Genomic DNA, 24,586 nt, shown 5'->3' with positions numbered 1-24,586 from the left:
AATGAACCACCGCATCCTGCACGCCTTGCTGTCGGCGGCGTTGTTCGCCGCCGCCGGCGCCCATGCCGGCGAGGGTATCCGCCATCCATTCGCCGTCGAGCAACCGGTTGCGGCGCCGGCCGAAGCGCTGATGGTGGTGGAAATCCCGGCCGGCAGCTTCATCAAGTACGAGATCGGCGACGACGGCCTGCTGCATGTCGACCGCTTCCTGTCGATGCCGATGGCCTATCCGGCCAACTACGGCTCGCTGCCGCGCACCCTGGCCGGCGATGGCGATCCGCTGGATGCGCTGGTCATCACCCGCGCGCCGTTGCACCCGGGCGTGCTGCTGCGGTTCCGGCCGATCGGCTACCTGAAGATGGTCGACCGTGGCGAGGCCGACGAGAAGGTGATCGGCGTGCCGGTGGACGCGGTGGACCCCAGCTATGCCGGCATCCGCGAACTGGCGGACCTGCCGCAGATCGAGCGCCAGCGCATCGAAGCGTTCTTCCGTGTCTACAAGGACCTGCCCGAGGGCGGCAATACGGTGGTTCTCGACGGCTGGGGCACGGCGGAGGAGGCGCGTGCCCTGATCCGCGCCGCGCGGGAGCGGTTCGACCATGGCGGTTCCGCGGGCGCCCGATGATCGAGGCGTCGCCGCACCAGGCGGCGGGGGATGCGCGAGGGCCGCCATGCGGCCAAGATGGGGAACCTGCCGCCGTCACGGAACGACATGGGATTCAACCCCTACCAGCCCCCTGGATCGCATTCGCCATCGCTGCGCGCCGGTCGCCGGGCGTGGCCGGGCCGCTGGTATCGCTGGCCGAACTATCTCTACGCCGCCGTGGTGGTGGCAGCCACGGCGATCCTGGCGATCGACGACCCGTCCAGGTTCGACCTGCGCGGATGCTGGGCGCTGCTGTACTTCCAGGCGCCGGTCCTCTGTTTCGCGCTGCTGCGCTGGGGGCGGCCGGCCTGGTTCCGCGGTGTGCTGGCCGGTTACGGCCTGTACCTGCTGGTGCTGGTGGGCGTGTCCATCTGGAACTTCGTTTCCGACGCGCCGATGCCGGGCCTGGGGGCCTACATCGTCGGCAGCAACGCCCTGGCGCTGGCGGCGGCCGGATGGCAGGTGCGGGCATGGCGGATGCGTGGGCCGGCGGGGGAGGCCGGCGGTCCGCATCGGTAGCGCGCAAGGCCGTGCAGGCGCGCGGCGATGGAGATGAGCGGAGGGTGCGCCGCGTTTTCCGTCGACGTTGCCGGCCTCGGACGGCAACGCCGACGCATGGCCGGCCGGTGCGCAGGCGGCGTCCATGCCGTTCCCGTGCGTGGCGGTTGCCGTGGTGGAGCAGGCCTCAGGCCGCGGCAGCCTGCTCGCGGCGCGGGCCTTCGCGCAGGGCGCGGCCCACCAGCGACACCAGCAGGTCCAGTTCCGCGCTGTCCATCATGAACTGCGGGGTGAAGCGCAACGAGTTCTCGCCGCCATGGATCACGTTGATGCCGTGCCGGCGCAGCCATTCCTCGGTGGAGCCGGCGCCGTAGCACTTGAACTGCGGGGCCAGTTCGCAGGAGAACAGCAGGCCGGTGCCCTGGACCTTGGTGATCAGCCCGCCCAGTTCGTCCTTGAGCTGCTCCAGCTTGCGCAGTGCCTCGGCGCCGCGCTCGCGGATGTTGGCGCGGACTTCCGGGGTGAGCTGGGCGAGGGTGGCGCAGGCCACGTCGAGCGCGCGCGGGTTGGTGGTCATGGTGTTGCCGTAGATGCCCTTGCGGTACAGCTGCGCGGCGCGTTCGCTCACGGCCAGCACCGACAGCGGGAACTGCGCGGCATTGAGCGCCTTGGAATAGGTTTCCATGTCCGGCGGGTCGAGCCGCTCGAATCCGGGGTAGTCGATCACCGACAGCACGCCGTGGGCGCGCAGGCCGGCCTGGATCGAATCCACCAGCAGCAGGCTGCCGTGGTCGCGGGTCAGTTCGCGCGCGACGGCATAGAACGCCGGCGGCAGCGAGCGGCCGGGATCGCCTTCGCCCATCACCGGCTCCAGGAACACCGCCTCGATGAACCAGCCGTTGGCCTCGGCCTCGGCGAACGCGCGCTTCAGCGCCTCGGCGTCGTACGGCGCGATGGCGATCACCGAGTCCTCGCCGCGGTAGCTGGCCAGGTGCTGCTGGTAGGTCTTGCGGGTGGAGTCCGAATACAGCGCCGGGCGCTCGGTGCGGCCGTGGAAGCTGCCCTTGACCACCACCCGCTTGATCGCGGCGCCGGCATGGCGTGCGCCCGGGTCGGTCTGCAGCTTGGCGTTGACGTCGACGATGCGTGCGGCCAGGCCCACCGACTCCGAACCCGAGTTCAGGCACATGAAGTGGCTGAACGGACAGCCGCCGCGGGTATGCCCGATCTCCGCGCGCAGGGCGCGCACGAAGCGCTGCTGCGACAGGCTCGGGGTCATCACGTTGGCCATCACCTGCGGCCTGGCCATGGCCTCGAGCACCGCCGGCGGGGTATGGCCGAAGCCGAGCATGCCGTAGCCGCCGGCGTCGTACAGCACCGCGCCCTTGAGGGTGACCACCCACGGCCCGCGCGCGGCCAGCGCGACGTAGGGCGTCACGCAGTCGTCGGCATAGAAGTTGACGAAGCCGTCCTGCAGGACCCGGATCTGTTCGGATTCGTCCAGGTCGAGCACCGCGGCGAACTCGTCGCGCACCCGCGCATACTCCTCGGCGGCGGCCTGGATGGCGGCGGCCAGCGCCGGGTGGGCGGCGGCCAGACGTTCGACGGCAGTGTCGTCCAGCCCTTCGGTGAGGCGGTTGCCGGCGTGCGCGCGCAGCGGGGCGAGGGGGCCGAGTACGGTCATGCTCATCTCCAGTTCGTGGCTGAACGATCCATTATCAGGAGCCGTTTGTCATTTGGCAGATATGATCTGCGCAGGAAATCGGATAATTTCGTCGATTCGACGAAACATCCTGCGCAAATGAAAACTTCCGCCTCCGACGAACAACTGCTTTCGCTGCTGCGCGAGGATGCGCGCGCGTCCACCGCACAGATCGCGCGCCGGCTCGGCCTGTCGCGCACCACGGTGCAGAGCCGCATCGACAAGCTGGAGCGGCAGGGGGTGATCCGCGGCTACACCGTGCGTACCCACGAGGACTACGAGCAGGGCGCCATCCGCGCCCACATCATGATCACCGTGCTGCCCAAGAAGATGACCTCGGTGGTCATGGCATTGCGGGAAATTCCCGAGGTCCGCGAGCTGCATTCGGTCAGCGGCGAGTACGACCTGATCGCGCTGGGGGTGGTGCGCGCGGTCAACGACATGGACGTGCTGACCGACAGCATCGGCGCCATCGACGGGGTGGAGCGCACCATGTCGTCGATCATCCTGTCGACCAAGTTCGAACGCTGAGCGTCGATGGGGACGTTGTAGGAGCGACGTCAGTCGCGACGGGGCTTTCCCGGGAAGGCCCCGTCGCGACTGACGTCGCTCCTACAAGGGGCTGCGTGGGGCCGAGGGACTACAATGTCCGGCTTTCCCGCCTGATGCCCCGGCCTTGAAGAAGTCCGATTTCCACTACGACCTGCCCGAATCCCTGATCGCCCAGGCGCCCTTGCCGGAGCGCTCGGCCAGCCGCCTGATGGTGGTGCCGCCGGCACCGGCGGCCTTCGCCGACCGCCATGTACGCGACCTGCCGGAGCTGCTGCAGCCCGGCGACCTGCTGGTGTTCAACGACACCCGGGTGATCCCGGCGCGGCTGTTCGGGCAGAAGACCTCGGGCGGGCGGGTGGAGATCCTGATCGAGCGGCTGCTCGGCGGGCAACAGGCGCGGGTGCAGATCGGCGCCAGCAAGTCGCCCAAGGCCGGCGGCCGGATCCTGCTCGACGCCGGCGGCGAGGCCGAGGTGCTGGGCCGCGACGGCGAGTTCTACCTGCTGCGCTTCGAGGTGTCCGAGCCGCTGGAGAAATGGCTGCTGCACGCCGGCCGGCTGCCGCTGCCGCCCTACATCCAGCGCGAACCCGGCGCCGACGACCGCGAGCGCTACCAGACCGTGTTCGCCCGCGAGATCGGCGCGGTGGCCGCGCCCACCGCCGGCCTGCATTTCGACGAGCCGCTGCTGGCGCGGCTGCGCGAGCGCGGTATCGATTTCGGCCACGTGACCCTGCATGTCGGTGCAGGCACGTTCCAGCCGGTGCGGGTGGACGAGCTGTCGCAGCACGTGATGCACCGCGAATGGCTCAACGTCGGCGCCGCCTTGGTGGAGCAGGTGCGCCGCACCCGCGCCGCCGGTGGCCGCGTGGTCGCGGTCGGCACCACCGTCGTGCGCGCGCTGGAGAGCGCGCTGCGCGACGGCGAACTGCAGCCGTTCGCCGGCGAGACCCAGATCTTCATCGTGCCCGGCTACCGCATCCGCAGCGTCGATGCGATGGTCACCAATTTCCATCTGCCCGAAAGCACGCTGCTGATGATGATCTCGGCATTCGCCGGCAAGGAGCGCGTGTTCGCCGCCTACCGCCACGCCATCGCCGAGCGCTACCGCTTCTTCAGCTACGGCGATGCGATGCTGCTGTTCCCGGAAGCGGGCGCCTGACGGCAACGCCGGAAGCCGGTCCCGCACCGGGTTCCGCGGCAGCGGCCGCGGTCTATAACAATGATGTGGGAGCGACGTCAGTCGCGACCGGGGCTTTCCCGGCAAGGCCCGTCGCGACTGATGGCCCGGGACCACGCAACGTCACTCCTGCGCGTCGGTCCGGGCGCCACCCGGGGCGCCGACGCGCGGGCTGGGACTGGCGTCGCCAATCCGCGACAATGCGAGGCTTGTTTCCGCGCGTGCCTCCCATGTCCCGACTCCAGTTCCAGCTCCAGACCACCGACGGGCGCGCCCGCCGCGGCCGCCTGACCTTCCCGCGGGGGACCGTGGAGACCCCGGCATTCATGCCGGTGGGGACGTACGGCTCGGTCAAGGGTGTGCTGCCGGAGCAGATCCGCGCGCTGGGCGCCGAGATCATCCTAGGCAACACCTTCCACCTGTACCTGCGCCCGGGCCTGGACGTGATCGCCGACCACGGCGGCCTGCACGGCTTCGCCCGCTGGGACGGGCCGATCCTCACCGATTCGGGTGGCTTCCAGGTGTTCTCGCTGGCGCACCGGCGCAAGATCACCGAGCAGGGCGTCACCTTCGCCTCGCCGACCGACGGCGCCCGGGTGTTCCTAGGGCCGGAGGAGAGCATGCACATCCAGAAGGTGCTCGATTCGGACATCGTGATGATCTTCGACGAGTGCACCCCGTACCCGGCCACCGAGCAGGTCGCCCGCACCTCGATGGAGCTGAGCCTGCGCTGGGCCCAGCGCAGCCGCAACGCCCACGACGAGCTGGGCAACGACGCGGCCCTGTTCGGAATCGTCCAGGGCGGGGTGCACCACGCCCTGCGCAGCCGCTCGGCCGAGGGCCTGCAGCGGATCGGCTTCGACGGCTACGCCATCGGCGGACTGGCGGTGGGCGAGCCCGAGCACGAGCGCAACGCCATGCTCGACCACATGAACCCGCTGCTGCCGAAGGACCGCCCGCGCTACCTGATGGGGGTGGGGCGCCCGGAGGACCTGGTGGAAGGCGTGGCCCGCGGCGTGGACATGTTCGACTGCGTGATGCCCACCCGCAACGCCCGCAACGGCCACTATTTCACCTCGTCCGGCACCGTGCGCATCCGCAACGCCCGCTACGAGCGCGACCTGGACCCGATCGAGCCGGGCTGCGGCTGCCATGCCTGCAGCAGCGGCTACACCCGCGCCTACCTGCGCCACCTGGACCGCTGCAACGAGATGCTGGCGCCGATGCTGGGCACCCTGCACAACCTTTTCTACTACGAGAAGCTGATGGCGGACATGCGCGCGGCGATCGCCTCGGGAACCTTTGCCGCCTTCCGCGAGTCGTTCTACGCGGCCCGTGGCATGCCCACCCCGGCGCTCACCGGGGAATAGGCCGCCGCGCCGGCCCCGGGGGACGCATGCCCGGGGCCGTGGCATACTTCACGGCTGACCCCTGTTTCGCGGCAGCACCACCGGCCCCGCCCGGGACCGCCGCCGCCCAACCCAAGGACACAAGATGAACCTGATCGCCACCCTGATTCCCGTCGCCCAGGCCAACCCGCCGGGCATGGCGATGAGCACCCTGCTGTTCCCGATCATCCTGATCGCGATCATGTATTTCCTGATGATCCGCCCGCAGATGAAGCGCCAGAAGGAACACAAGGCGATGCTGGAGAAGATCTCCAAGGGCGACGAGGTGCTGACCTCCGGCGGCATCGCCGGCGTGGTCACCGACATCGGCGACAACTTCGTCACCGTGGAGGTGGCCGACAACGTGCGCATCCGCGTGCAGAAGGGCGCCATCGGCAACGTGCTGCCCAAGGGCACGCTGAAGTCCGCCTGATCGAATCCCCCGACTGCCACGTCGTGGCGCCGGTACCGGCGCCGCGCAGGACCCTGCAATGCTCGAATTTCCACGCTGGAAGTACTTCCTCATCCTGATCATTCTGGCGGTCAGCGCGCTGTACGCGCTGCCCAACATCTACCAGAAGGATCCCTCCGTGCAGATCACCGCCAACCGTGGCGGCCAGATCGACGGCCCGCTGCGCGACAGGGTCGCCGCCGACCTGGCCAAGGCCGGGGTCGAGCCGTTGTCGGTGGCGCAGGAGGGCGACAGCCTGATGGTTCGCCTGCCCAGCCTGCAGGCGCAGACCGCGGCCAACGACATGCTGCGCGCGGACCTGGGCGAGGACTACACGGTCGCGCTGAACCTGGCCTCCACCGTGCCGGACTGGCTGAGCAACCTCGGCGCCAAGCCGATGGTGCTGGGCCTGGACCTGCAGGGCGGCGTGCACTTCGTGCTGCAGGTGGACCAGAAGGCGGCGCTGGAAAAGCGCCTCGACGCCTATGCCGAGGACATCCGCAGCAGCCTGCGCGATGCGCGCATCCCGTACCAGTCGGTCGAGCGCCGCGGCGACAACAGCATCGTTGCCACGCTCAGCCCCTCGGCCGGCGCCGACGCGCCGGCCAATGCCCGCGGCGTGCTGGCCAAGGCGCAGCCGACGCTGGGCTACGACATCTCCGGCAACCGCATCGTGGTGAGCGTGCCCGATGCCGAACTGGGCCAGATCGCCAGCGGCGCCATCGAGCAGAACATCGCCACGCTGCGCAACCGCGTCAACGAACTCGGCGTGGCCGAGCCGATCATCCAGCGCCAGGGCGAGGATCGCGTGGTCGTGCAGCTGCCGGGCGTGCAGGACACCGCCGAGGCCAAGCGCATGATCGGCGCCACCGCCACCCTGGAGTACCGGGCCGTGGTGGACGGCAACGCGCAGGATGCGATCGCCACCGGTCGCATCCCGCCGGAAGCCAAGGTCTACCACCGTCGCGACGGCGGCGGCCCGGTGCTGCTGAACAAGCGCGTGATCGTCACCGGCGACCAGATGGTCGCGGCCAGCGTGTCGGTCGACCAGAACGGCATGCCGGCGGTCAGCGTGACCCTGAACAACGTCGGCGGCCAGCGCATGTTCGACTTCACCAGCGCCAACGTGAACAAGCCGATGGCGGTGGTCTACACCGAGCGCATTCCGCAGGTGTCGGTGGTCGACGGCGAGGAGGTGCGCAGCTTCCGGGTCAAGGAAGAGGTGATCTCGGTCGCCAACATCAACGGCGTGTTCGGCAAGAACTTCCAGACCACCGGCCTGGAGAAGACCGAGGCCGACAACCTGGCCAAGCTGCTGCGCGCCGGCTCGCTGGCCGCACCGATGGACTTCATCGAGGAGCGCATCGTCGGTCCCAGCCTGGGTGCCGAGAACGTGGCCCGTGGCGTCACCGCGGTGCTGTACGCGTTCCTGTTCACGCTGCTGTTCTTCACCGTCTACTACCGCATGTTCGGCGTGCTGACCTCGATCGCGTTGATGTTCAACCTGCTGATCGTAGTCGCGGTGATGTCGCTGTTCGGCGCGACGATGACGTTGCCCGGTTTCGCCGGCCTGGCGCTGTCGATCGGCCTGTCGGTGGACGCCAACGTGCTGATCAACGAGCGCATCCGCGAGGAGCTGCGCGCCGGGGTGCCGGCCAAGGCCGCCATCGCCGCCGGCTACGAGAAAGCGTCGGGCACCATCTTCGACGCCAACCTCACCGGCATCCTCGCCGGCGTGGCGCTGTACGCGTTCGGCACCGGCCCGCTGAAGGGTTTCGCGGTGACCATGATCGTCGGCATCTTCGCCTCGATGTTCACCGCGATCACCGTGTCGCGCGCGCTGGCGGTGCTGGTCTACAGCCGCCGCAAGAAACTCAAGTCCCTGGCCATCTGACGGGAAGAAGAGCGAATCCATGAAACTGTTCCCGTTGCATCTGATCCCGAACGACACCCAGTTCGACTTCATGCGCACCCGCTGGGTGGCGGTGGGCATCGCCGTGCTGCTGTTCTTCGCCTCGGTCGGCCTGATCGCCTTCAAGGGCTTCAACTACGCGCTGGATTTCACCGGCGGCACCGTGGTCGAGGTCCGGTTCGAGAAGCCGGCCAACGTCGATGAAGTGCGAGACCACCTGGAAGGCGCCGGTTACGGCGGCGCCCAGGTGCAGAACTTCGGCAGCGGCAGCGACCTGCTGATCCGCCTGCAGCCGCTGGAGACCGAAGGCGCCAACGACGGCGAGGCCAACAACCGTACCGCCCAGGCGGTGCTGGCGGCGATCTCGGCGCAGGACAACCAGGCCACCGTGCTGCGTACCGAATTCGTCGGCCCGCAGGTGGGCAAGGAACTGGCGATGAACGGCGTGTACGCGGCGCTGTTCGTGATCGTCGGCTTCCTGATCTACATCGGTTTCCGCTTCGAGCTGAAGTTCGCCATCGTCGCCACCCTGACCACGATGTTCGACGTGCTGCTGGTGGCGGCCTACTTCTCGCTGAGCGGGCGGGAGTTCGACCTGACCGTGCTGGCGGGCCTGCTGTCGGTGATGGGCTTCTCGATCAACGACACCATCGTGGTGTTCGACCGCGTCCGCGAGAACTTCCGCAGCCTGCGGGTCGAGCCGCTGGAAGTGATGAACCGCTCGATCAACCAGACCCTGTCGCGCACCATCATCACCTCGGTGGTGTTCTTCCTGTCGGTGCTGGCGCTGTACCTGTACGGCGGCGGCTCGCTGGAAGGGCTGGCGCTGAGCCAGATGATCGGCGCGGTGGTCGGCACCCTGTCCTCGATCTTCATCGCCTGCCCGCTGCTGACGATGGGCGCGCTGAAGGTCACCAAGCAGGACCTGCTGCCCAAGGCCAAGGACCTGGAGGAACTGGCGCGCCGTCCCTGATCGCGGGCGTCGCCCCCGTACGACCGGAAAGCCGCGCTCTGCGCGGCTTTTCTTTTGCCTGGGAGTCGATGGCCCATCGGTCGCGATTGACGTCGCTCCTACAGCACACAACGTCGCTCTTGTAGGAGCGACGTCAGTCGCGAGCTTTTCCCTAGGGCCGCGGACACCCGCGACGACCTGCACGACGCAGCCCCACCATGCGCCGGCGTCGGTTGTTTTCGCTGCAGGCGCACACTACGATCTTTCGGCTCGACGTTTGTCCGATACGGCTTCGGTCGATCGCAGGCATGCGACGATGGCGGCGTTCGCAATCCGTGCCCCCGGTTGTCGACCGGCGGCTGGCTTGCCTGGCGCATCGAGCCGGTCCGCCGCCAACCATCCTTTCCAGATCGAGGTTTCCATGGTCATCAAACCGCGTGTGCGCGGCTTCATCTGCGTCACCACCCATCCCGTCGGTTGCGAAGCGGCCGTCAAGGAGCAGATCGACTACATCAAGGCCAGGCCGAAGATCGCCAACGGCCCGAAGAAGGTGCTGGTGATCGGCGCCTCGACCGGCTACGGGCTGGCCGCGCGGATCACCGCCGCCTTCGGCAGCGATGCCGCCACGCTGGGCGTGTTCTTCGAGCGTCCGGGCAGCGAGAGCAAGCCGGGGACCGCCGGCTGGTACAACTCGGCCGCGTTCCACAAGTTCGCCGGCGAGGCGGGGCTGTACGCCAAGAGCGTCAACGGCGACGCGTTCTCCGACGAGGTCAAGCAGAAGGTCATCGAGATCATCAAGGCCGACCTGGGCCAGGTCGACCAGGTGGTCTACAGCCTTGCCGCGCCGCGCCGCAAGCATCCGAAGACCGGCGAGGTCATCAGTTCCACGCTGAAGCCGATCGGCGCGCCGATCACCCTGCGCGGGCTGGATACCGACAAGGAAGTGCTGACCGAGACCACCCTGCAGCCGGCCACCGCCGAGGAGATCGCCGGCACCGTCGCGGTGATGGGCGGCGAGGACTGGCAGATGTGGATCGACGCGCTGCTGGAGGCCGGCGTGCTGGCCGAGGGCGCGACCACCACCGCGTTCACCTACGTCGGCGAGGAGATCACCCAGGCCATCTACTGGAACGGCTCCATCGGTGCGGCCAAGAAGGACCTGGACCAGAAGGTGCTGGGCATCCGCGGCAAGCTCGCCGCCATCGGCGGCGATGCGCGGGTGTCGGTGCTCAAGGCGGTGGTCACCCAGGCCAGCTCGGCGATCCCGACCATGCCGCTGTACCTGTCGCTGCTGTTCAAGGTGATGAAGGAGCAGGGCACGCACGAGGGCTGCATCGAGCAGCTCGATACCCTGTACGACATCCTCTACAACGGCCCGCAGGGCGGCACGGACGCGGCCGGACACATCCGCCGCGAACTGGTCGACGGCAAGGGCCGCAGCGTCGCGCTGGTGGACGAGGAAGGCCGCCTGCGCGCCGACTACAAGGAAATGGCGCCGGAAGTGCAGGGCAAGGTGCTGGAGCTGTGGCCGCAGGTAACCAACGAGAACCTGTACCAGATCAGCGACCTGGCCGGCTACAAGGCCGACTTCCTGCGCCTGTTCGGGTTCGGCATCGCCGGCGTGGACTACGACGCCGACGTCAATCCCGATGTCGCGATCCCGGATCTGGTCGAGGTCTGAGTACAGGCAGCAGGCAGGAAGAAGCCGCGCATCGCGCGGCTTTTTCCTGGCGCTTCTCCTGGCCGAGGACTGGTCGCGACTGACGTCGCTCCTACAATGCATCGCCGCCTCTGTAGGAGCGACGTCAGTCGCGACCAGCCAAGGATGGAGGAGCCTGTATGCGCTACACGAAGGGCGAAGAACGCCTCTTCCTCCGCCCGTTCCGACCTTGGGGGCAGCCACGAAAAAGGCCGCGCGATGCGCGGCCTTTTTCGTGTCCCGGCACGCAGGCTCAGGAGAAGTCGAAGTTCATGCCGGCATCGGCCGGGCCGACGAAGTCGCCCTGCACGTAGTCGACGCCGGCGCTGAACAGCATGCTCATCGAGGCGGCGTCGGCGACGAACTCGGCGATGGTGCGGATGCTGGCCGACTGCGCGCGCTCGGTGATCTCCTGGATCTTCTCCTGGTGCTCCTTGGTCCGGCTCAGGTCGCTGGTGAAGTCGCGGTCCAGCTTCAGGAAGGCCGGCTGGAAGTGGGCCAGCAGCTGGAACGAATCCAGGCCGGAGCCGAACTGCTCCAGGCCGACCTTGCAGCCCAGCTGCGACACGCTGGCGAGGAACTGCTGGGCGTTGCGCAGGTGGGTGAAGACCTTGGCCTCCGGCGTCTGCAGCCACAGCCGCTCGCCCGGCACGCCCTGCGCCAGCAGCGCGTTGCGGATCAGTTCGATCAGCTGCGGGTCGGCGAACGACTCGGGCGTCACCTTGACCATCAGGTGGGTGGCGTGCCCGGCGCGCTGGCGCTCGCCGATCACGCCGATGGCATGGGCCACCACCCAGCGGTTGATCTCGCCGAGCAGGCCGTGGTCGGCGGCGATCTCGAGGAACGCCGCGGGGCTGACCAGCTCGCCGTTGTTGTCCAGCCGCAGGAACGCCTCGTACAGCTCCATCGGCTCGCCCTGCAGGTTGAGCACGGGCTGGTAGTGCAGCTGGAAGCCTTCGCCGGCCAGCGCCTCGCGGATGCGCGCGACCCAGCGCTGGATGCGTTCCTCCTCGACCCGGTCGGCGGCGCCGGGGTCGAAGATCCGGGTGGTGTTGCCGCCGAGCTGGGCCGCGGCGTGCATGCACTCGCTGGCGCGGGCCAGCACCTGGCCGACGCTGGCGATCTTCTCGCCGACCTGCACGCCGCCGACGCTGACGGTGACGGTGGCCGAGCGCTCGCCGATGCTGAAGATCCGCGCGGCGAAGGCTTCGCGCACCTGCTCGGCGACAGAGGAGGTCAGCGCGTAGTTGCCCTCCATCAGCACCGCGAAGCTGTGTTCGCCGAAACGGGCGACCTGTACGCCGCTGTCCAGCGCCGAGGCCAGGTGCTGGCCGAGCGCGGCGATCAGCGCGTCGGCCGAGTCCAGGCCGATGTCCGGCAGCAGGCGGGCGTAGTGGTCCGGCTCGATCAGCAGGAAGCCGTACTGGCCCTCGCTGCGGCTGACCTGGGCCACCGCGTTCTCCAGCTGCACCATGAAGGTGGGGCGGTTGAGCAGGCCGGTGACCTGGTCGCGCTGGCGCAGGTCCTCGACCTCGCGCGCCAGTTCGGGGTCGAATTCCTCGCGGCGGCGGAACACCACCTGCACGCAGGATTCGCCCTCGTAGCTGGCGGCGGTGAATTCCATCGTGGCCGGGAAGGTCTCGCCGGCCTGGCTGCGCGCGTCCACCTGGTACTGCGGCGGCGGCGCCTCGCCCTTGCTCAGCGACTTCAGCAGCTGCTTGAAGTCCTCCACGTGCTGCGGCGCCACCATGTCCAGCAGCGAGATGCCTTCCACGTCGTCGAACGACTCGTACCCGAACATCTCCAGGTAGGCCTCGTTGGCGCGGATGTGCATGCCTTCGTGGATGTAGGCGATGGGGTCGCGCGAGGAGGAGATCAGCGCATCGCAGCGGCGCTCGGTCTCGCGCATCTGCGCCTCGATCCGGCGCAGCCCGCGACGGGCCTGCAGGTCGGTCCATTCGTTGCGGACCACCGACAGCAGGTGCTCGGGGCGCTGGCGCAGGGCGATGGCGCGGATGCCGTTGGCGACCGACTCGACCAGCTCGTTCTCGTCGATGCGGTCGGCCAGCAGGATCATCGGAATGTCCTTGCCGCTGGCGGCGATCTGCTGGGTGACCAGCATCAGCGGGATGCCCTGCGACGGCGCGGCCAGCACCAGGTCGATGGGCTGGCTGCCCAGCACCTGCGCCAGCTCGGCGGCGTTCTGCGGCCGCGCCGGGCGTACCGCGATGCCGCTGTTGCGCAATGTGCTGACGATGGCTTCGGCGTTCTCGCCGCTGTCATCGACGATCAGCAGGCGGATGGTGATGTCTTTGCCGTTCTGCATTCAGGACTCCCTCGGACGGGGTTTAATACACGATGCCCGCGGTGGCGTCCATGTGCGGAGCGATGCCGGGTCACGATTCCGGGCGCGGATCACACCGCGTTGCCGGCGGCATGGCCAGATGCCCAGGCCCACTGGAAATTGTAGCCACCCAGCCAGCCGGTGACGTCCAGCACCTCGCCGACGAAATGCAGGCCGGGCACCAGCTGCGATTCGAAGGTGCTGGAGGACACCTTGCGGGTGTCCACGCCGCCCAGGGTGACCTCGGCGGTGCGGTAGCCCTCGGTGCCGCTGGCCACCAGCGGGAAGTCGTGCAGCAGCGCGGCGGCCTCGCGCAGCTGGCGCTCGTCGAGCTGGCGCACCGGCCGGTCCGGCAGCCAGTGCTCGCACAGGCGCTGCGCCAGCCGCTTGGGCAGGACCTCGGCCAGCACCGTGCGCAGCTCGGAGGCGCCGCGCTCGCGCTTCATCGCGCGCAGCCATGCCTCGGCGTCATGGTCGGGCAGCAGGTCCAGCCGCAGCTCGTCGCCCGGCTGCCAGTACGAGGAGATCTGCAGGATCGCCGGGCCGCTGACCCCGCGGTGGGTCAGCAGCATGGAGTTGCGGAAGCGGGCGCGGTTGCAGCGCGCTTCCACCGGCAGCGCCACGCCGCTGAGGTCGGACAGCCGTTCCTGGTGCCTGCCGCTGAGCGTGAGCGGCACCAGCCCGGCGCGGGTCGGCAGCACCTCGTGCCCGAACTGGCGCGCCAGCTCGTAGCCGAAGCCGGTCGCGCCCAGGCTGGGAATCGACAGCCCGCCGGTGGCGACCACCAGCGAGGCGGCGTGGAAATGCCCCTGCGCGGTATGCACATGGAAGCCGTCGGCGCCGCGCTCGACCCGCTCCACGCCGCAGTGGGTGCGCACCTGCACCCCGGCCGCGTGGCACTCGTCCATCAGCATCTTCACGATCAGCTTGGACGAGACGTCGCAGAACAACTGGCCCAGTTCCTTCTCGTGGTAGGCGATGCGGTGGCGCTCGACCATCGCGATGAAGTGCGCCGGGGTGTAGCGCGCCAGCGCCGACTTGCAGAAGTGCGGGTTGGCCGAGAGGAAGTTGGCCGGGCCGGTGCCGGTATTGGTGAAATTGCAGCGGCCGCCGCCGGACATCAGGATCTTCTTGCCGACCTTGTTGGCGTGGTCGATCACCTGCACGATACGGCCGCGCTGGCCGGCGGTGAGCGCACACATCAGGCCCGCCGCGCCGGCGCCGATCACCAGCACATCGCAACGCAGCACGCTCATTTCGCGGTCTTGCGGTACTGCGGTATCAGGCTGAGGTGGGCGTTGTCGGAGATCAGCTGCACCTCGCCGTCCTGGATCATCACGTCGAAGCGCATGCTGCGTTCGACCAGGGCGCCGAGCCCGGCGACGAATTCGGGCGGCAGGTCCAGCACCTGCAGCGATCCCAGCTTGTTGAGCGCGCCGGCGTTCTTGTCCCACCACAGGTCGGCGGCGCGTCCGCCGTAGTTCACCAGCAGCACCTGGCGCGCGCGGCCGCTGGCCTTGCGCAGGCGCGACTCGTCCGGCTGGCCGACGTCGATCCACAACTCGATGTCGCCGGTGTAGTCGCGCCGCCACAGGTCCGGTTCGTCCTCCACGCTCAGGCCGCGGCCGAACTCCAGCCGCTCGTCGGCATTGAGGGCGAAGGCCAGCAGCCGCACCATCAGGCGCTCGTCGGTCTCGGAGGGGTGCTGGGCCAGGGTCAGCGAATGGGCGGCGTAGTAGCCGCGGTCCATGTCGCTGATCTGCAGTTCGGCCTTGCGGACGGTGGCGGTGAGGGCCATGGGGTTACCGGGAACAAAGGGCGGCCATGATAATGCGTGGCGATGCCCACCTCGCCGCCGCCCGTTCCCGAGACCGACCCCGGCACCCCGCCCAGCCGGCTGCAGCTGCCGCCCGGGCCGTGGGCGACCCTGCTGGAGGGGCTGTGTGCGCGTTTCCCGCGGGTGGCGCCGGCGCAGTGGCGCGACCGTTTCCGGCGTGGGCGGGTGCAGGATGCGCAGGGCAGGGCGCTTGCGCCCGGGCAGCCGTGGCGTACCGGGCTGGAGATCGTCTATTTCCGCGAAGTCGCCGACGAACCGGCGATCCCGTTCGCCGAAGCCGTGCTGCATGCGGACGAACACCTGGTGGTGGCCGACAAGCCGCACTTCCTGCCGGTGACCCCGGCCGGCGGCCATGTCCGCGAAACGCTGCTGGCGCGCTTGGTGGCCCGGCTCGGCAACCGGCAGCTGGTGCCGCTGCACCGGATCGACCGCGCCACCGCCGGGCTGGTGCTGTTCTCGGCCGACCCGGCCAGCCGCGCGGCCTACCAGGCGCTGTTCCGCGAACGGCGGATCGGGAAGCAGTACGAGGCGCTGGCCCCGGCGCTGCCGGCGATGGCGTTCCCGCATGTCCGCGAAAGCCGGCTGGAACCCGGCGAACCGTTCTTCCGCATGCGCGAGGCCGACGGCCCCGCCAATGCCATCACCCGCATCCGCGTGCTGGAGGCCGCCGGGCCGGTCTGGCGCTATGGGCTGGAGCCGGTCAGCGGCCGCAAGCACCAGTTGCGCGTGCACATGGCGGCGCTGGGCGCGCCGATCCTGGGCGACGACTGCTATCCGCAGCTGCGCGGACGGCGCGAGGACGAGCATGCCCGGCCGCTGCAGTTGCTGGCCCGGTCGCTGCGCTTCGTGGATCCGCTCAGCGGCGAGGTGCGCGAGTTCCGCAGCCGGCGCGAACTGGGCTGACTCAGCGCCGTCGCGCCAGCCAGCGGTCGAGCTGGTTGGCGAAGGCCTGGCGGTCGCGCGCATGGAACGCGGCCGGGCCGCCGGTCTGCACCCCGGCACCGCGCAGTTCTTCCATGAAATTGCGCATCGACAACCGCTCGGCCATGTTGTCGGCGGTATACAGCGTGCCGCGCGGGTTCAGGGCGATGCCGCCTTTCTCCAGCACCAGTGCGGCCAAGGGGATGTCCTGGGTCACCACCAGGTCGCCGGGAGCCACGCGTTCGACGATCTCGCTGTCGGCCACGTCCAGTCCGCCCGGCACCTGGATGGCGCGGATGAAGCGCGAGGGCGGGGTGCGCAACCACTGGTTGGCGACCAGCACCAGCTCCACGCCGGCCCGCTCGGCCGCCCGGAACAGGATGTCCTTGATCACGCCGGGGCAGGCATCGGCATCCACCCAGATGCGGGGTGCGGAAGCGTCGTCGTTCATGCCGGGAGTCTACGCCCCGCGGCGCGACTGAATGCGCATCCGTATGTTGCAGAGCGGGATACTGTCGTCGGGTCTGTTTTTACAAGTGACTGATTTTGCTTGGATCTTTTGCAAACTGGCGCGTCGGAGGCGACCTGAATACGGTAAGTGTCGCTTTTTTGGCGAAAGCCGCGTATTGTCCGCGGCACTGTGTTTGCTAGGGTCACCGTGAATCGTGGCCTGATGCAGTTGATCTAACGATCTGCTCATCGATCCGCTTTACCAACGCCTGCAACTCAGTCTCGGCCCCGAATATCCGGTGGCTGCGATTTTTTTCACTAATGTTTCAGGAGTTTGTACATGTCTGATCGTCAGACCGGCACTGTCAAGTGGTTCAACGACGCCAAGGGCTTCGGCTTCATCACCCCGGAAAGCGGCCCGGACCTGTTCGTGCATTTCCGCGCGATCCAGGGCACCGGCTTCAAGTCGCTGCAGGAAGGCCAGAAGGTGACTTTCGTCGCCGTCCAGGGCCAGAAGGGTATGCAGGCCGACCAGGTGCAGGCGGTCTAATCCCGCCCGCCACCGCAAGGTTGCAGGAAACGCCGGGGGCGGAAGCCTCCGGCGTTTTCTTTTTTCTTTGGTCTGGCACTGCGATCGATGCCCCCATCGGTCGCGACTGACGTCGCTCCTACAACACCTTCCCGCCCAATGTAGGAGCGACGTCAGTCGCGAGCTCTTCGGGTTGGCGGCCCGCGCCGCCGGCGACCGGCTACCATCGCGCAGTCCGGATACCGCAGGGAGCCCGCCCCGACCATGATCACCGTGCACCACCTCGACCATTCCCGTTCGCAGCGGGTGTTGTGGCTGCTGGAGGAACTCGGCCTGCCGTACCAGCTGGTGGAGCACCGGCGCGATCCGGCCACGCTGCTGGCGCCGGCGGCGCTGCGGCAGGTCCATCCGCTGGGCAAATCGCCGGTACTGGAGGACGACGGACTGGTGCTGGCCGAGTCGGGGGCGATCCTGGAATACCTGGCCGACCGCTACGACAGCGACCGTGCGTTTTCGCCGCCGTTGCTGCCGGCCGAAGCGCCGGAACGGATGCGCTACCGCTACTGGATGCACTACGCCGAGGGCTCGGCGATGCCGCCGCTGCTGATGACGCTGGTGTTCTCGCGCATCCGCAGTGCGAAGATGCCGTTCTTCGCCCGCCCGGTGGCGCGCTCCATCGTCGACAAGGTGATGAAGAGCTTCGTCGGCCCGCAGCTGGAGCTGCACCTGCGATGGATGGAAAGCGAGCTGGCGCAGCGACCCTGGTTCGCCGGCGAACGCTTCACCGCAGCCGATATCCAGATGAGCTATCCGGTGCAGGCCGCCGCGGTCCGGTACGCAGGGCTGCAGGAGTTCCCGAACCTAGCCGGATTCCTGCAGCGGATCGCGCAGCGGCCGGCCTACCAGCGTGCGTTGCAACGGGGCGGAGCGGCGATCCTGCCGAAATCGCCGTCGGCGGCGGGCTGAGAGCGGCCCGCGGAACAGATGCCCCGCGGACCGCTTTTCAACGACCGCGGCGCAAATGACGGGTCGGGCAGGAAAGGTTCCACAACCGCGCAAAGCGCGGGTCATCCCTGGCCCCGCCTGCAATGCCGGATGAAGCCCGACTGTTTTCCGGAGCCGCGGCCTCGCGCAAGGACGTCATGGGTAGCCAGCCTGCCGGCCGTTGAAGAGCGCTCCCGGTCTGTGCGGGCACGGCGATCCGGAATATCCCGCAGATCCGATGCCGGTCGTTCCCCGGGCAGCAGTGCGCCGGTGCGGGCCGAGGGAAGATTCCGTTGACGATCCCGGGGCGGCAGCGCCCGATTCAGTGCCGGCGCACTATGCTCTGGCGATGACACCGCTACGTTTCGACAACCGCTTCATCCGGCAATTGCCGGGCGATCCCGAATCCGGCCCACGCCTGCGCGAGGTGCGCGAAGCGCTGTGGTCGGCGGTGATGCCGACCCCGGTGGCGGCGCCGCGCCTGCTGGCGCACTCGGCCGAGGTCGCGGCGATGCTGGGCTTCGACGCCGGCACCGTGGCCGGTGGGGGATTTGCCCAGGTGTTCGGCGGCAATGCGCTGTACGAGGGCATGCAGCCGTGGGCGGCCAACTACGGCGGCCACCAGTTCGGCCACTGGGCCGGGCAACTGGGCGATGGCCGCGCGATCTCGCTGGGCGAACTGCTGGCGAGCGACGGCCGGCGCTGGGAGCTGCAGCTCAAGGGCGCCGGGCGTACGCCGTACTCGCGCGGCGCCGACGGCCGCGCGGTGCTGCGTTCCTCGATCCGCGAGTTCCTGTGCAGCGAGGCGATGCACCACCTGGGCGTGCCGACCACGCGCGCGTTGAGCCTGGTCGGCACCGGCGAGGAGGTGGTGCGCGACATGTTCTACGACGGCCATCCGCGCCCGGAGCCGGGCGCGGTGGTCTGCCGGGTGGCGCCGTCGTTCATCCGCTTCGGCAGCTTCGAGCTGCCGGCCTCGCGCGGCGAGGGCGAGGTGCTGCGGCAGCTGGTCGATTTCTGCATCGCGCGCGATTTCCCGGAACTGGCCGGACAGGGCGATTCGCTTTACGGCGACTGGTTCGCGCAGGTCTGCGGGCGCACCGCCGAGATGGTCGCGCAGTGGATGCGGGTCGGTTTCGTGCACGGGGTGATGAACACCGACAACATGTCGATCCTCGGGCTGACCATCGACTACGGCCCGTACGGCTGGATCGACGACTACGACCCGGACTGGACGCCCAACACCACCGACGCGCAGGGACGGCGCTACCGCTTCGGCACCCAGCCACAGGTGGCGTACTGGAACCTGGTGCGGCTGGCGCGGGCGTTGTCGCCGCTGTTCGGCGATGCCGCGCCGCTGCAGGCCGGGCTGGAACGCTTCCTGTCGGTGCATGCCGACTGCGAGCGCCGCCATGCCGCGGCCAAGCTGGGGTTGGCCGAATGCGATGCGCAGGACATGGAACGGATGGACGCGCTGCAGCAGCTGATGCGGCGCGGCGGGATGGACATGACCCTGACCTTCCGCGGGCTGATGGCGCTGGACCCGCAGCGGCCTTCGTTGCAGCCGCTGGAAGACGCGTTCTACACCCCGGCCGGGCGCGAGGCGGTGGCCGCGGACCTGGAGCGATGGTTGCAGGGCCATGCCGCACGGCTGCGCGAGGACCCGCTGCCGGCCGCGCAGCGGTACCAGCGCATGCGCCTGGCCAACCCGCGCTACGTGCTGCGCAACTACCTGGCGCAGCAGGCGATCGACCGCGCCGAGCAGGGCGACAACGCGGGCATCGCCGAACTGCTGGAGGTGATGCGCCATCCCTACGACGAGCAGCCGGGCCGCGAGGCGTTCGCCGGCAAGCGCCCGGACTGGGCGCGCGACCGGGCCGGTTGTTCGATGCTTTCCTGCAGTTCCTAGGCGCCGCTTGCCGGCCTCCCTCCTTTCGTTCCTTCTGGTATCGCCATGACCTCGACCCTCACCGATCCTGCGCTCCCGGCCTGGGCCGCCCGCATCCGCGACGTGCCCGATTTCCCGCGTCCCGGCATCCTGTTCAAGGACATCACGCCGATGCTCGCCGACGCCGCCGATTTCGCCGCGGCGGTGGCGGCGATGGCGCAGCCCTGGCGGCAGGCGCGGCTGGACGCGGTGCTGGGCATCGAATCGCGCGGCTTCATCCTCGGCGCGGCGCTGGCGCAGGTACTGGGCGTCGGCTTCGTGCCGGTGCGCAAGCCGGGCAAGCTGCCCGGCCGCGTGCTGACCCAGGAATACGCGCTCGAATATGGGCGCGACCGCGTCGAAGTGCATGCCGATGCGGTGCCGGCCGGCGCGCGGGTGCTGTTGGTCGACGACGTGCTGGCCACCGGCGGCACGCTGCTGGCGGCGCTGTCGCTGGCGCGGCAGCTGCAGGCCGAAGTGGTCGGTGCGGCGGTGCTGGTGGAACTGGCGGGTCTGGGCGGCCGCGAACGCTGGTCGCCGGAGGTGCCGTTGCTGGCGACGCTGGTGTTTTGAGGGCGTCTTGCGGTGGATGTCCCGCCGCCGCCCGAAAGGCTCGCGACTGACGTCGCTCCTACAGGGGGCTCCCCGTGTTTGTAGGAGCGACGTCGGTCGCGATGGCGGATGCCGGTTGTCCGGATGAAACCCATCGGATCGTGATGGGGTGGCTATGCGCGCTGGCAGCTGGAGGTCCTGTTGGCGACGCTGGTGTTTTGAGGGGCGTCTTGCGGTGGATGTCCCGCCGCCGCTCGAAAAGCTCGCGACTGACGTCGCTCCTGCAGGGGGCTCCCCGCGTTTGTAGGAGCGACGTCAGTCGCGACAGGGGCCAGTCGTCTTGATGAGACCGCGATGGCCGCCGGCCTGCCGCCCGCACCCTCGTTGCGGCCGGCAGGCGGATGGCGCGCCCGCCGCCAACTACATCCTGCGTACCCGGAAGCGGCGGCCCTTGATCTTGCCGGCTTCCAGCCGCGAGATCGCCTTGTCGAGCTGCTCGCGGCTGATCGCCACGTAGGAGCGGGTGGCGTAGATGTCGATCTTGCCGATGGCCCTGGCCGACAGCCCGGCCTCGCCGGTGAGCGCGCCGAGGATGTCGCCGGCGCGCAGCTTGTCGGTCTTGCCGCCGTCGATGCGCAGGGTGGCCATCGCCGCCTGCGGCAGCTCGGCCGGCCGCGCGGTGGCCAGCGGCGTCTTCTGCCAGTCCAGCGCCGCGCCGCGCGCGGTCTCCAGGGCCTCGGCACGGCTGCGCTCGCGGCCGCTGACCAGGCTCAGCGCCAGGCCGTTGCGGCCGGCGCGCGCGGTACGGCCGACGCGGTGCTGGTAGGTGTCGATGTCGGTCGGCAGCTCGTAGTTGATCACCGCCGACAGTTCCTCCACGTCCAGCCCGCGTGCGGCCACGTCGCTGGCCACCAGCACGTTGCAGCTGCGGTTGGCGAAGCGCACCAGCACCTCGTCGCGGTCGCGCTGTTCCATGTCGCCGTGCAGCGCCAGCGCCGAGAAGCCGAACTGCTGCAGCGAGTTGGCCACCTCGTCCACGTCCTTGCGGGTGTTGCAGAACACCACCGCCGATTCCGGCCGGTATTTCAGCAGCAGGCCGGCCAGCGCCTTCTGCCGGTGCGCGGGCTCGGCTTCGAAGAACAGGTGCTGGATGTCCGGGGCACTGCCCTGGCCATCGACGGTGACCTCGGCCGGCTCCTTGAGCAGGGCGCGCGCCAGTTCGCGGATCGCATCGGGGAAGGTGGCCGAGAACAGCAAGGTCTGCCGGTCCTTGCTGGTGCGTCCGGCGATCTCGCGGATCGGCTCCTCGAAGCCCATGTCCAGCATGCGGTCGGCCTCGTCCAGCACCAGCGTGCGCACGCCGCCCAGGTGCAGGGCGCGCTTGCGGCCCAGTTCCTGGATCCGCCCGGGCGTGCCGACCACCACGTGCGGGTCGTGCGCCTCCAGCGAGGCCAGCTGCGGTCCCAGCGGCATGCCGCCGGTCAGCACCAGCAGCTTGAGGTTGGGGATGCCGGTGGCCAGCTTGCGCAGTTGCTTGCCGACCTGGTCGGCCAGTTCGCGGGTGGGGCACAGCACCAACGCCTGGGCGCGGATGGTGGCCGGGTCCAGCCGCTGCAGCAGGCCCAGGCCGAACGCAGCGGTCTTGCCGCTGCCGGTGGGCGCCTGCGCGATCAGGTCGCGGCCTTCGAGGATCGGCGGCAGGCTCTGCGCCTGTACCGGGGTCATGGTGGTGTAGCCCAGCGCATCGATGCCGGGGGCGAGGGCCGGCGACAGCGCCAGGGAGGTGAAATCGTTCATGCGGCATTTTCGCAGATGCCGGTGGGCCGTGCCTGCGCTGCTGTCCCTCCGGGAAAGGAGGCCCGGGGTACGGGAGAAGCTCGGGCAGCCTCCAATCCCCCGCCCGACGGGTGCGGGGCTCAGAGCAGCGCCTGGACGCCGAGGTTGATCGCCAGCCCGCCGCCCAGCAGCCAGCCGGACAGCAGCAGCGCCAGCAGCAGCGGCCGCGGTCCGGCACGGCGCAGCGCCGATGCCTGGGTGCCCAGGCCCAGCGCGGCCATGGCCATGGCCAGCAGCGCCGAATCCAGGGCGACGGCGTGGGCGACCAGCGGTGCCGGCAGCCAGTGCAGCGAATGGAAGCCGGCCACGGCGACGAAACCGAAGGCGAACCAGGGCACCGCGACCGGCGCCGGCCGGCCGCCTTGCGCGGTGGGCGCCCGCCGCGCGAGCAGGGCCGACAGCAGTACCAGCGCCGGTGCCAGCATCATCACCCGCACCATCTTGGCGATCACCGCGCTGTCGGCAGCCTGTCCACCGATGGCGCGGCCGGCGGCCACCGCCTGCGCCACCTCGTGCACGGTCGAGCCGACGAACACGCCGAACGCGTGTTCGTCCAGCGGCAGCACGCCGTGCCGCAGGCCCAACCGGTACAGCGCCGGGTACAGGAACATCGCCAGGGTGCCGAACACGACCACGGTGGCGATGGCGACCGCGGCCTGCTCGGCGCGTGCGCGCAGCACCGGCTCGGCCGCCATCACCGCGGCGGCGCCGCAGATCGAACTGCCGGCGCCGATCAGCAGCGAGGTGGTCCGGTCCAGCCCGAACAGGCGCGGGCCGAGGCGACCGGCCAGTACGAAGGTGCTGGCCAGCACCAGCGCGTCGATCAGCACCCCGGCGGCGCCGACCTGGCCGATGTCCTGCAGGGTCAGGCGCAGGCCGTACAGCACGATGCCGATGCGCAGCAGCCAGTGCCGGGCGAAGCCGACGCCGGCGCCGGCCCGGTGCGCCATGTGCGGGTAGAGGGTGTTGCCGGCGAGGACGCCGAGCGCGATGGCCAGGGTCAGGGGGCCGAGGCCGTGCCGCTGCGGCCAGGGCAGCCCGCCCAGCCAGGTCGACAGGGCGGCGATGGCGGCGGTCAGCAGCAGGCCGGGCAGGTAGTGCGGCCGGCGCGGCGGCGCACCGGGTCGTGCGATGGCGGAGGCGGGGGGCGATCGGGGTGCGGCGGAAGAGAGCATGACGGAACGGTGGGCGGAACCAGGGGCGCCAGCCTGCGCGCCGCTTTCATACCCGTAAAACGGATTGTTTTCGTATGATCCATCTGTTTCATGGATAGATTCGCTGCCATGCACCTTTCGCTGCGCCAGTTGCAGATCTTCGTCGCCGTGACCGAGGCCGGCACCACCACCGCTGCCGGCGCCCGCATCGCGCTGTCGCAGTCGGCGGTCAGCGCCGCGCTGGCCGAACTGGAAGCGCTGCTCGGCACGGCGCTGTTCGACCGGGTCGGGCGGCGCCTGCAGCTCAACGAGAACGGCCGCGCCCTGCTGGAGCCGGCACGGGAGCTGCTGCACGCCGCCGCCGACATCGAACGCCGGTTCGGCGTGGGCCAGGGCGGCGCTGCCGGAATGCCGGTGCAACTGCGCGTCGGCGCCAGCACCACCATCGGCAATTACCTGCTGCCGCAGCGCATGGCCGCGCTGCTGGCCGGCAATCGCCATGCCCAGGTCGACCTGCGCATCGGCAACAGCCGCGAGATCGTCGCCGCGGTGCGCCAGCTGGAGGTGGATATCGGCCTGATCGAGGGGCCGTGCCACGAACCGGGACTGCAGGTGGTGCCATGGCGGCAGGACGAACTGGTGATCGTCTGCGGCAGGGACTTCCCGTTGCCCGAAGGTGGGCGGGAGGCGGTGGACATCGCCGCGCTGCGACGGGCGCGCTGGCTGCTGCGCGAACCGGGATCGGGCACGCGCGAGGCGGCCGAACAGGCCTTGCTGCCGCACCTGCGCCGCTTCGCCAGCGTCATCCGCCTGGGCGGCACCGAGGCGATCAAGCAGGCGGCGGTGGCCGGGCTGGGACTGGCCTGCCTGTCGAGACACGCGGTGGCCGACCTGCTGGCGCTGGGCAGGCTGCGCTGCCTGCCGACCACGCTGCCGCCGTTGTCGCGGCAGCTGTCGGTGGTGCGCCATCCCGGCAAGCGCTTGTCGGACAGCGTGCTGCAGCTGCTGGAACTGCCGGCCGCGGCCTTCGCGCAGGAGTGAGCGCGGACGGGTGGTGCCGGCGGCAACCCCGTAC

Annotated in this window: 22 protein-coding genes; 15 read left to right on the top strand and 7 right to left on the bottom strand. The window is 69.5% G+C overall.

Translation table 11 applies throughout. The features are described from left to right. The first annotated feature begins 1 nt into the window (after position 1). Complete coding sequence (locus tag OK345_RS15100; RefSeq protein WP_265128818.1) at positions 2–625, top strand: inorganic diphosphatase; 624 nt, start codon at positions 2–4, stop codon at positions 623–625. Positions 626–712: 87 nt separating this feature from the next. Then, positions 713–1,165: a hypothetical protein gene (locus OK345_RS15095; protein WP_265128816.1), complete on the top strand. Its 453-nt coding sequence runs from the start codon at positions 713–715 to the stop codon at positions 1,163–1,165. A gap of 166 nt (positions 1,166–1,331) precedes the next feature. Here the strand turns inward: OK345_RS15095 and OK345_RS15090 are convergent, their stop codons facing one another. Continuing rightward, positions 1,332–2,828 carry an aminotransferase class III-fold pyridoxal phosphate-dependent enzyme gene (locus OK345_RS15090; RefSeq protein WP_265128880.1) on the bottom strand — a complete coding sequence of 499 codons (1,497 nt, stop codon included), beginning with the start codon at positions 2,826–2,828 and terminating at the stop codon, positions 1,332–1,334. Positions 2,829–2,945: 117 nt separating this feature from the next. On the opposite strand from OK345_RS15090, the gene OK345_RS15085 reads away from it, so the two are divergent. From OK345_RS15085 to fabV, 7 genes are all read left to right on the top strand, one after another. Beyond that, entirely contained in the window at positions 2,946–3,377 is a 432-nt protein-coding gene (locus OK345_RS15085) for an Lrp/AsnC family transcriptional regulator (protein WP_265128815.1), read from the top strand. Between the two features lie 145 nt (positions 3,378–3,522). Next, positions 3,523–4,557 carry a tRNA preQ1(34) S-adenosylmethionine ribosyltransferase-isomerase QueA gene (gene queA / locus OK345_RS15080; RefSeq protein ID WP_265128814.1) on the top strand — a complete coding sequence of 345 codons (1,035 nt, stop codon included), beginning with the start codon at positions 3,523–3,525 and terminating at the stop codon, positions 4,555–4,557. A 248-nt stretch (positions 4,558–4,805) separates the two neighbouring features. Further along, positions 4,806–5,945 (top strand): tRNA guanosine(34) transglycosylase Tgt, encoded by a 1,140-nt coding sequence (tgt, locus tag OK345_RS15075; RefSeq protein ID WP_265128813.1) that lies wholly within the window; start codon positions 4,806–4,808, stop codon positions 5,943–5,945. 124 nt (positions 5,946–6,069) lie between these two features. Continuing rightward, positions 6,070–6,396, top strand: coding sequence for a preprotein translocase subunit YajC (gene yajC / locus OK345_RS15070; protein ID WP_265128812.1), 327 nt, complete (start codon positions 6,070–6,072; stop codon positions 6,394–6,396). Between the two features lie 58 nt (positions 6,397–6,454). Continuing rightward, positions 6,455–8,308 (top strand): protein translocase subunit SecD, encoded by a 1,854-nt coding sequence (gene secD, locus OK345_RS15065; RefSeq protein WP_265128811.1) that lies wholly within the window; start codon positions 6,455–6,457, stop codon positions 8,306–8,308. Positions 8,309–8,327: 19 nt separating this feature from the next. Further along, the gene (gene secF / locus OK345_RS15060) at positions 8,328–9,299 is read left to right on the top strand and encodes a protein translocase subunit SecF (RefSeq protein ID WP_265128810.1); all 972 of its coding nucleotides are present in this window, start codon (positions 8,328–8,330) and stop codon (positions 9,297–9,299) included. Positions 9,300–9,699: 400 nt separating this feature from the next. After that, positions 9,700–10,959 (top strand): enoyl-ACP reductase FabV, encoded by a 1,260-nt coding sequence (fabV, locus tag OK345_RS15055; RefSeq protein ID WP_265128808.1) that lies wholly within the window; start codon positions 9,700–9,702, stop codon positions 10,957–10,959. Between the two features lie 271 nt (positions 10,960–11,230). On the opposite strand, the gene OK345_RS15050 is transcribed toward fabV, so the two are convergent. From OK345_RS15050 to OK345_RS15040, 3 genes are all read right to left on the bottom strand, one after another. Further along, the gene (locus tag OK345_RS15050; protein ID WP_265128807.1) at positions 11,231–13,303 is read right to left on the bottom strand and encodes a GGDEF/EAL domain-containing response regulator; all 2,073 of its coding nucleotides are present in this window, start codon (positions 13,301–13,303) and stop codon (positions 11,231–11,233) included. 89 nt (positions 13,304–13,392) lie between these two features. Continuing rightward, positions 13,393–14,577: a BaiN/RdsA family NAD(P)/FAD-dependent oxidoreductase gene (locus OK345_RS15045; protein ID WP_265128806.1), complete on the bottom strand. Its 1,185-nt coding sequence runs from the start codon at positions 14,575–14,577 to the stop codon at positions 13,393–13,395. Further along, positions 14,574–15,119, bottom strand: coding sequence for a YaeQ family protein (locus tag OK345_RS15040; protein WP_265128804.1), 546 nt, complete (start codon positions 15,117–15,119; stop codon positions 14,574–14,576). The genes OK345_RS15045 and OK345_RS15040 overlap by 4 nt, the downstream gene beginning before the upstream one ends. 42 nt (positions 15,120–15,161) lie before the next feature. Here OK345_RS15040 and OK345_RS15035 point away from each other — a divergent pair, with 42 nt between their 5' ends. After that, positions 15,162–16,061 carry a pseudouridine synthase gene (locus OK345_RS15035; protein WP_265128879.1) on the top strand — a complete coding sequence of 300 codons (900 nt, stop codon included), beginning with the start codon at positions 15,162–15,164 and terminating at the stop codon, positions 16,059–16,061. Between the two features lies 1 nt (position 16,062). On the opposite strand, the gene OK345_RS15030 is transcribed toward OK345_RS15035, so the two are convergent. Then, positions 16,063–16,530: a YaiI/YqxD family protein gene (locus OK345_RS15030; protein ID WP_265128803.1), complete on the bottom strand. Its 468-nt coding sequence runs from the start codon at positions 16,528–16,530 to the stop codon at positions 16,063–16,065. A gap of 339 nt (positions 16,531–16,869) precedes the next feature. On the opposite strand from OK345_RS15030, the gene OK345_RS15025 reads away from it, so the two are divergent. The 4 genes from OK345_RS15025 (at position 16,870) to OK345_RS15010 (ending at position 20,542) form a co-directional block, all read left to right on the top strand. Next, complete coding sequence (locus OK345_RS15025) at positions 16,870–17,079, top strand: cold-shock protein (protein ID WP_039005002.1); 210 nt, start codon at positions 16,870–16,872, stop codon at positions 17,077–17,079. Between the two features lie 243 nt (positions 17,080–17,322). Next, complete coding sequence (locus OK345_RS15020) at positions 17,323–18,024, top strand: glutathione S-transferase family protein (protein ID WP_265128801.1); 702 nt, start codon at positions 17,323–17,325, stop codon at positions 18,022–18,024. 367 nt (positions 18,025–18,391) lie between these two features. Then, positions 18,392–19,951, top strand: coding sequence for a protein adenylyltransferase SelO (locus OK345_RS15015; protein WP_265128799.1), 1,560 nt, complete (start codon positions 18,392–18,394; stop codon positions 19,949–19,951). 45 nt (positions 19,952–19,996) lie between these two features. Then, positions 19,997–20,542: an adenine phosphoribosyltransferase gene (locus OK345_RS15010; protein ID WP_265128798.1), complete on the top strand. Its 546-nt coding sequence runs from the start codon at positions 19,997–19,999 to the stop codon at positions 20,540–20,542. Between the two features lie 399 nt (positions 20,543–20,941). Here the strand turns inward: OK345_RS15010 and dbpA are convergent, their stop codons facing one another. Together dbpA and OK345_RS15000 are read right to left on the bottom strand one after the other, a co-directional pair. Next, on the bottom strand, positions 20,942–22,318 hold the full coding sequence (gene dbpA, locus OK345_RS15005) for an ATP-dependent RNA helicase DbpA (protein ID WP_265128797.1): 1,377 nt from the start codon (positions 22,316–22,318) through the stop codon (positions 20,942–20,944). Positions 22,319–22,437: 119 nt separating this feature from the next. Next, complete coding sequence (locus tag OK345_RS15000) at positions 22,438–23,532, bottom strand: YeiH family protein (RefSeq protein WP_265128796.1); 1,095 nt, start codon at positions 23,530–23,532, stop codon at positions 22,438–22,440. A 108-nt stretch (positions 23,533–23,640) separates the two neighbouring features. Between OK345_RS15000 and OK345_RS14995 the strand changes: the two genes are divergently transcribed. After that, positions 23,641–24,552, top strand: a complete 912-nt coding sequence (locus tag OK345_RS14995) for a LysR family transcriptional regulator (protein WP_265128795.1) — start codon at positions 23,641–23,643, stop codon at positions 24,550–24,552. Positions 24,553–24,586 lie beyond the last annotated feature (34 nt).

Source organism: Xanthomonas chitinilytica (assembly GCF_026107455.2).
In the GTDB taxonomy this organism is placed as follows: Bacteria; Pseudomonadota; Gammaproteobacteria; order Xanthomonadales; family Xanthomonadaceae; genus Stenotrophomonas; species Stenotrophomonas chitinilytica.
The sequence above is the reverse complement of the archived record's forward strand: the minus strand, read 5'-3'. Positions and strand labels throughout refer to the sequence as shown.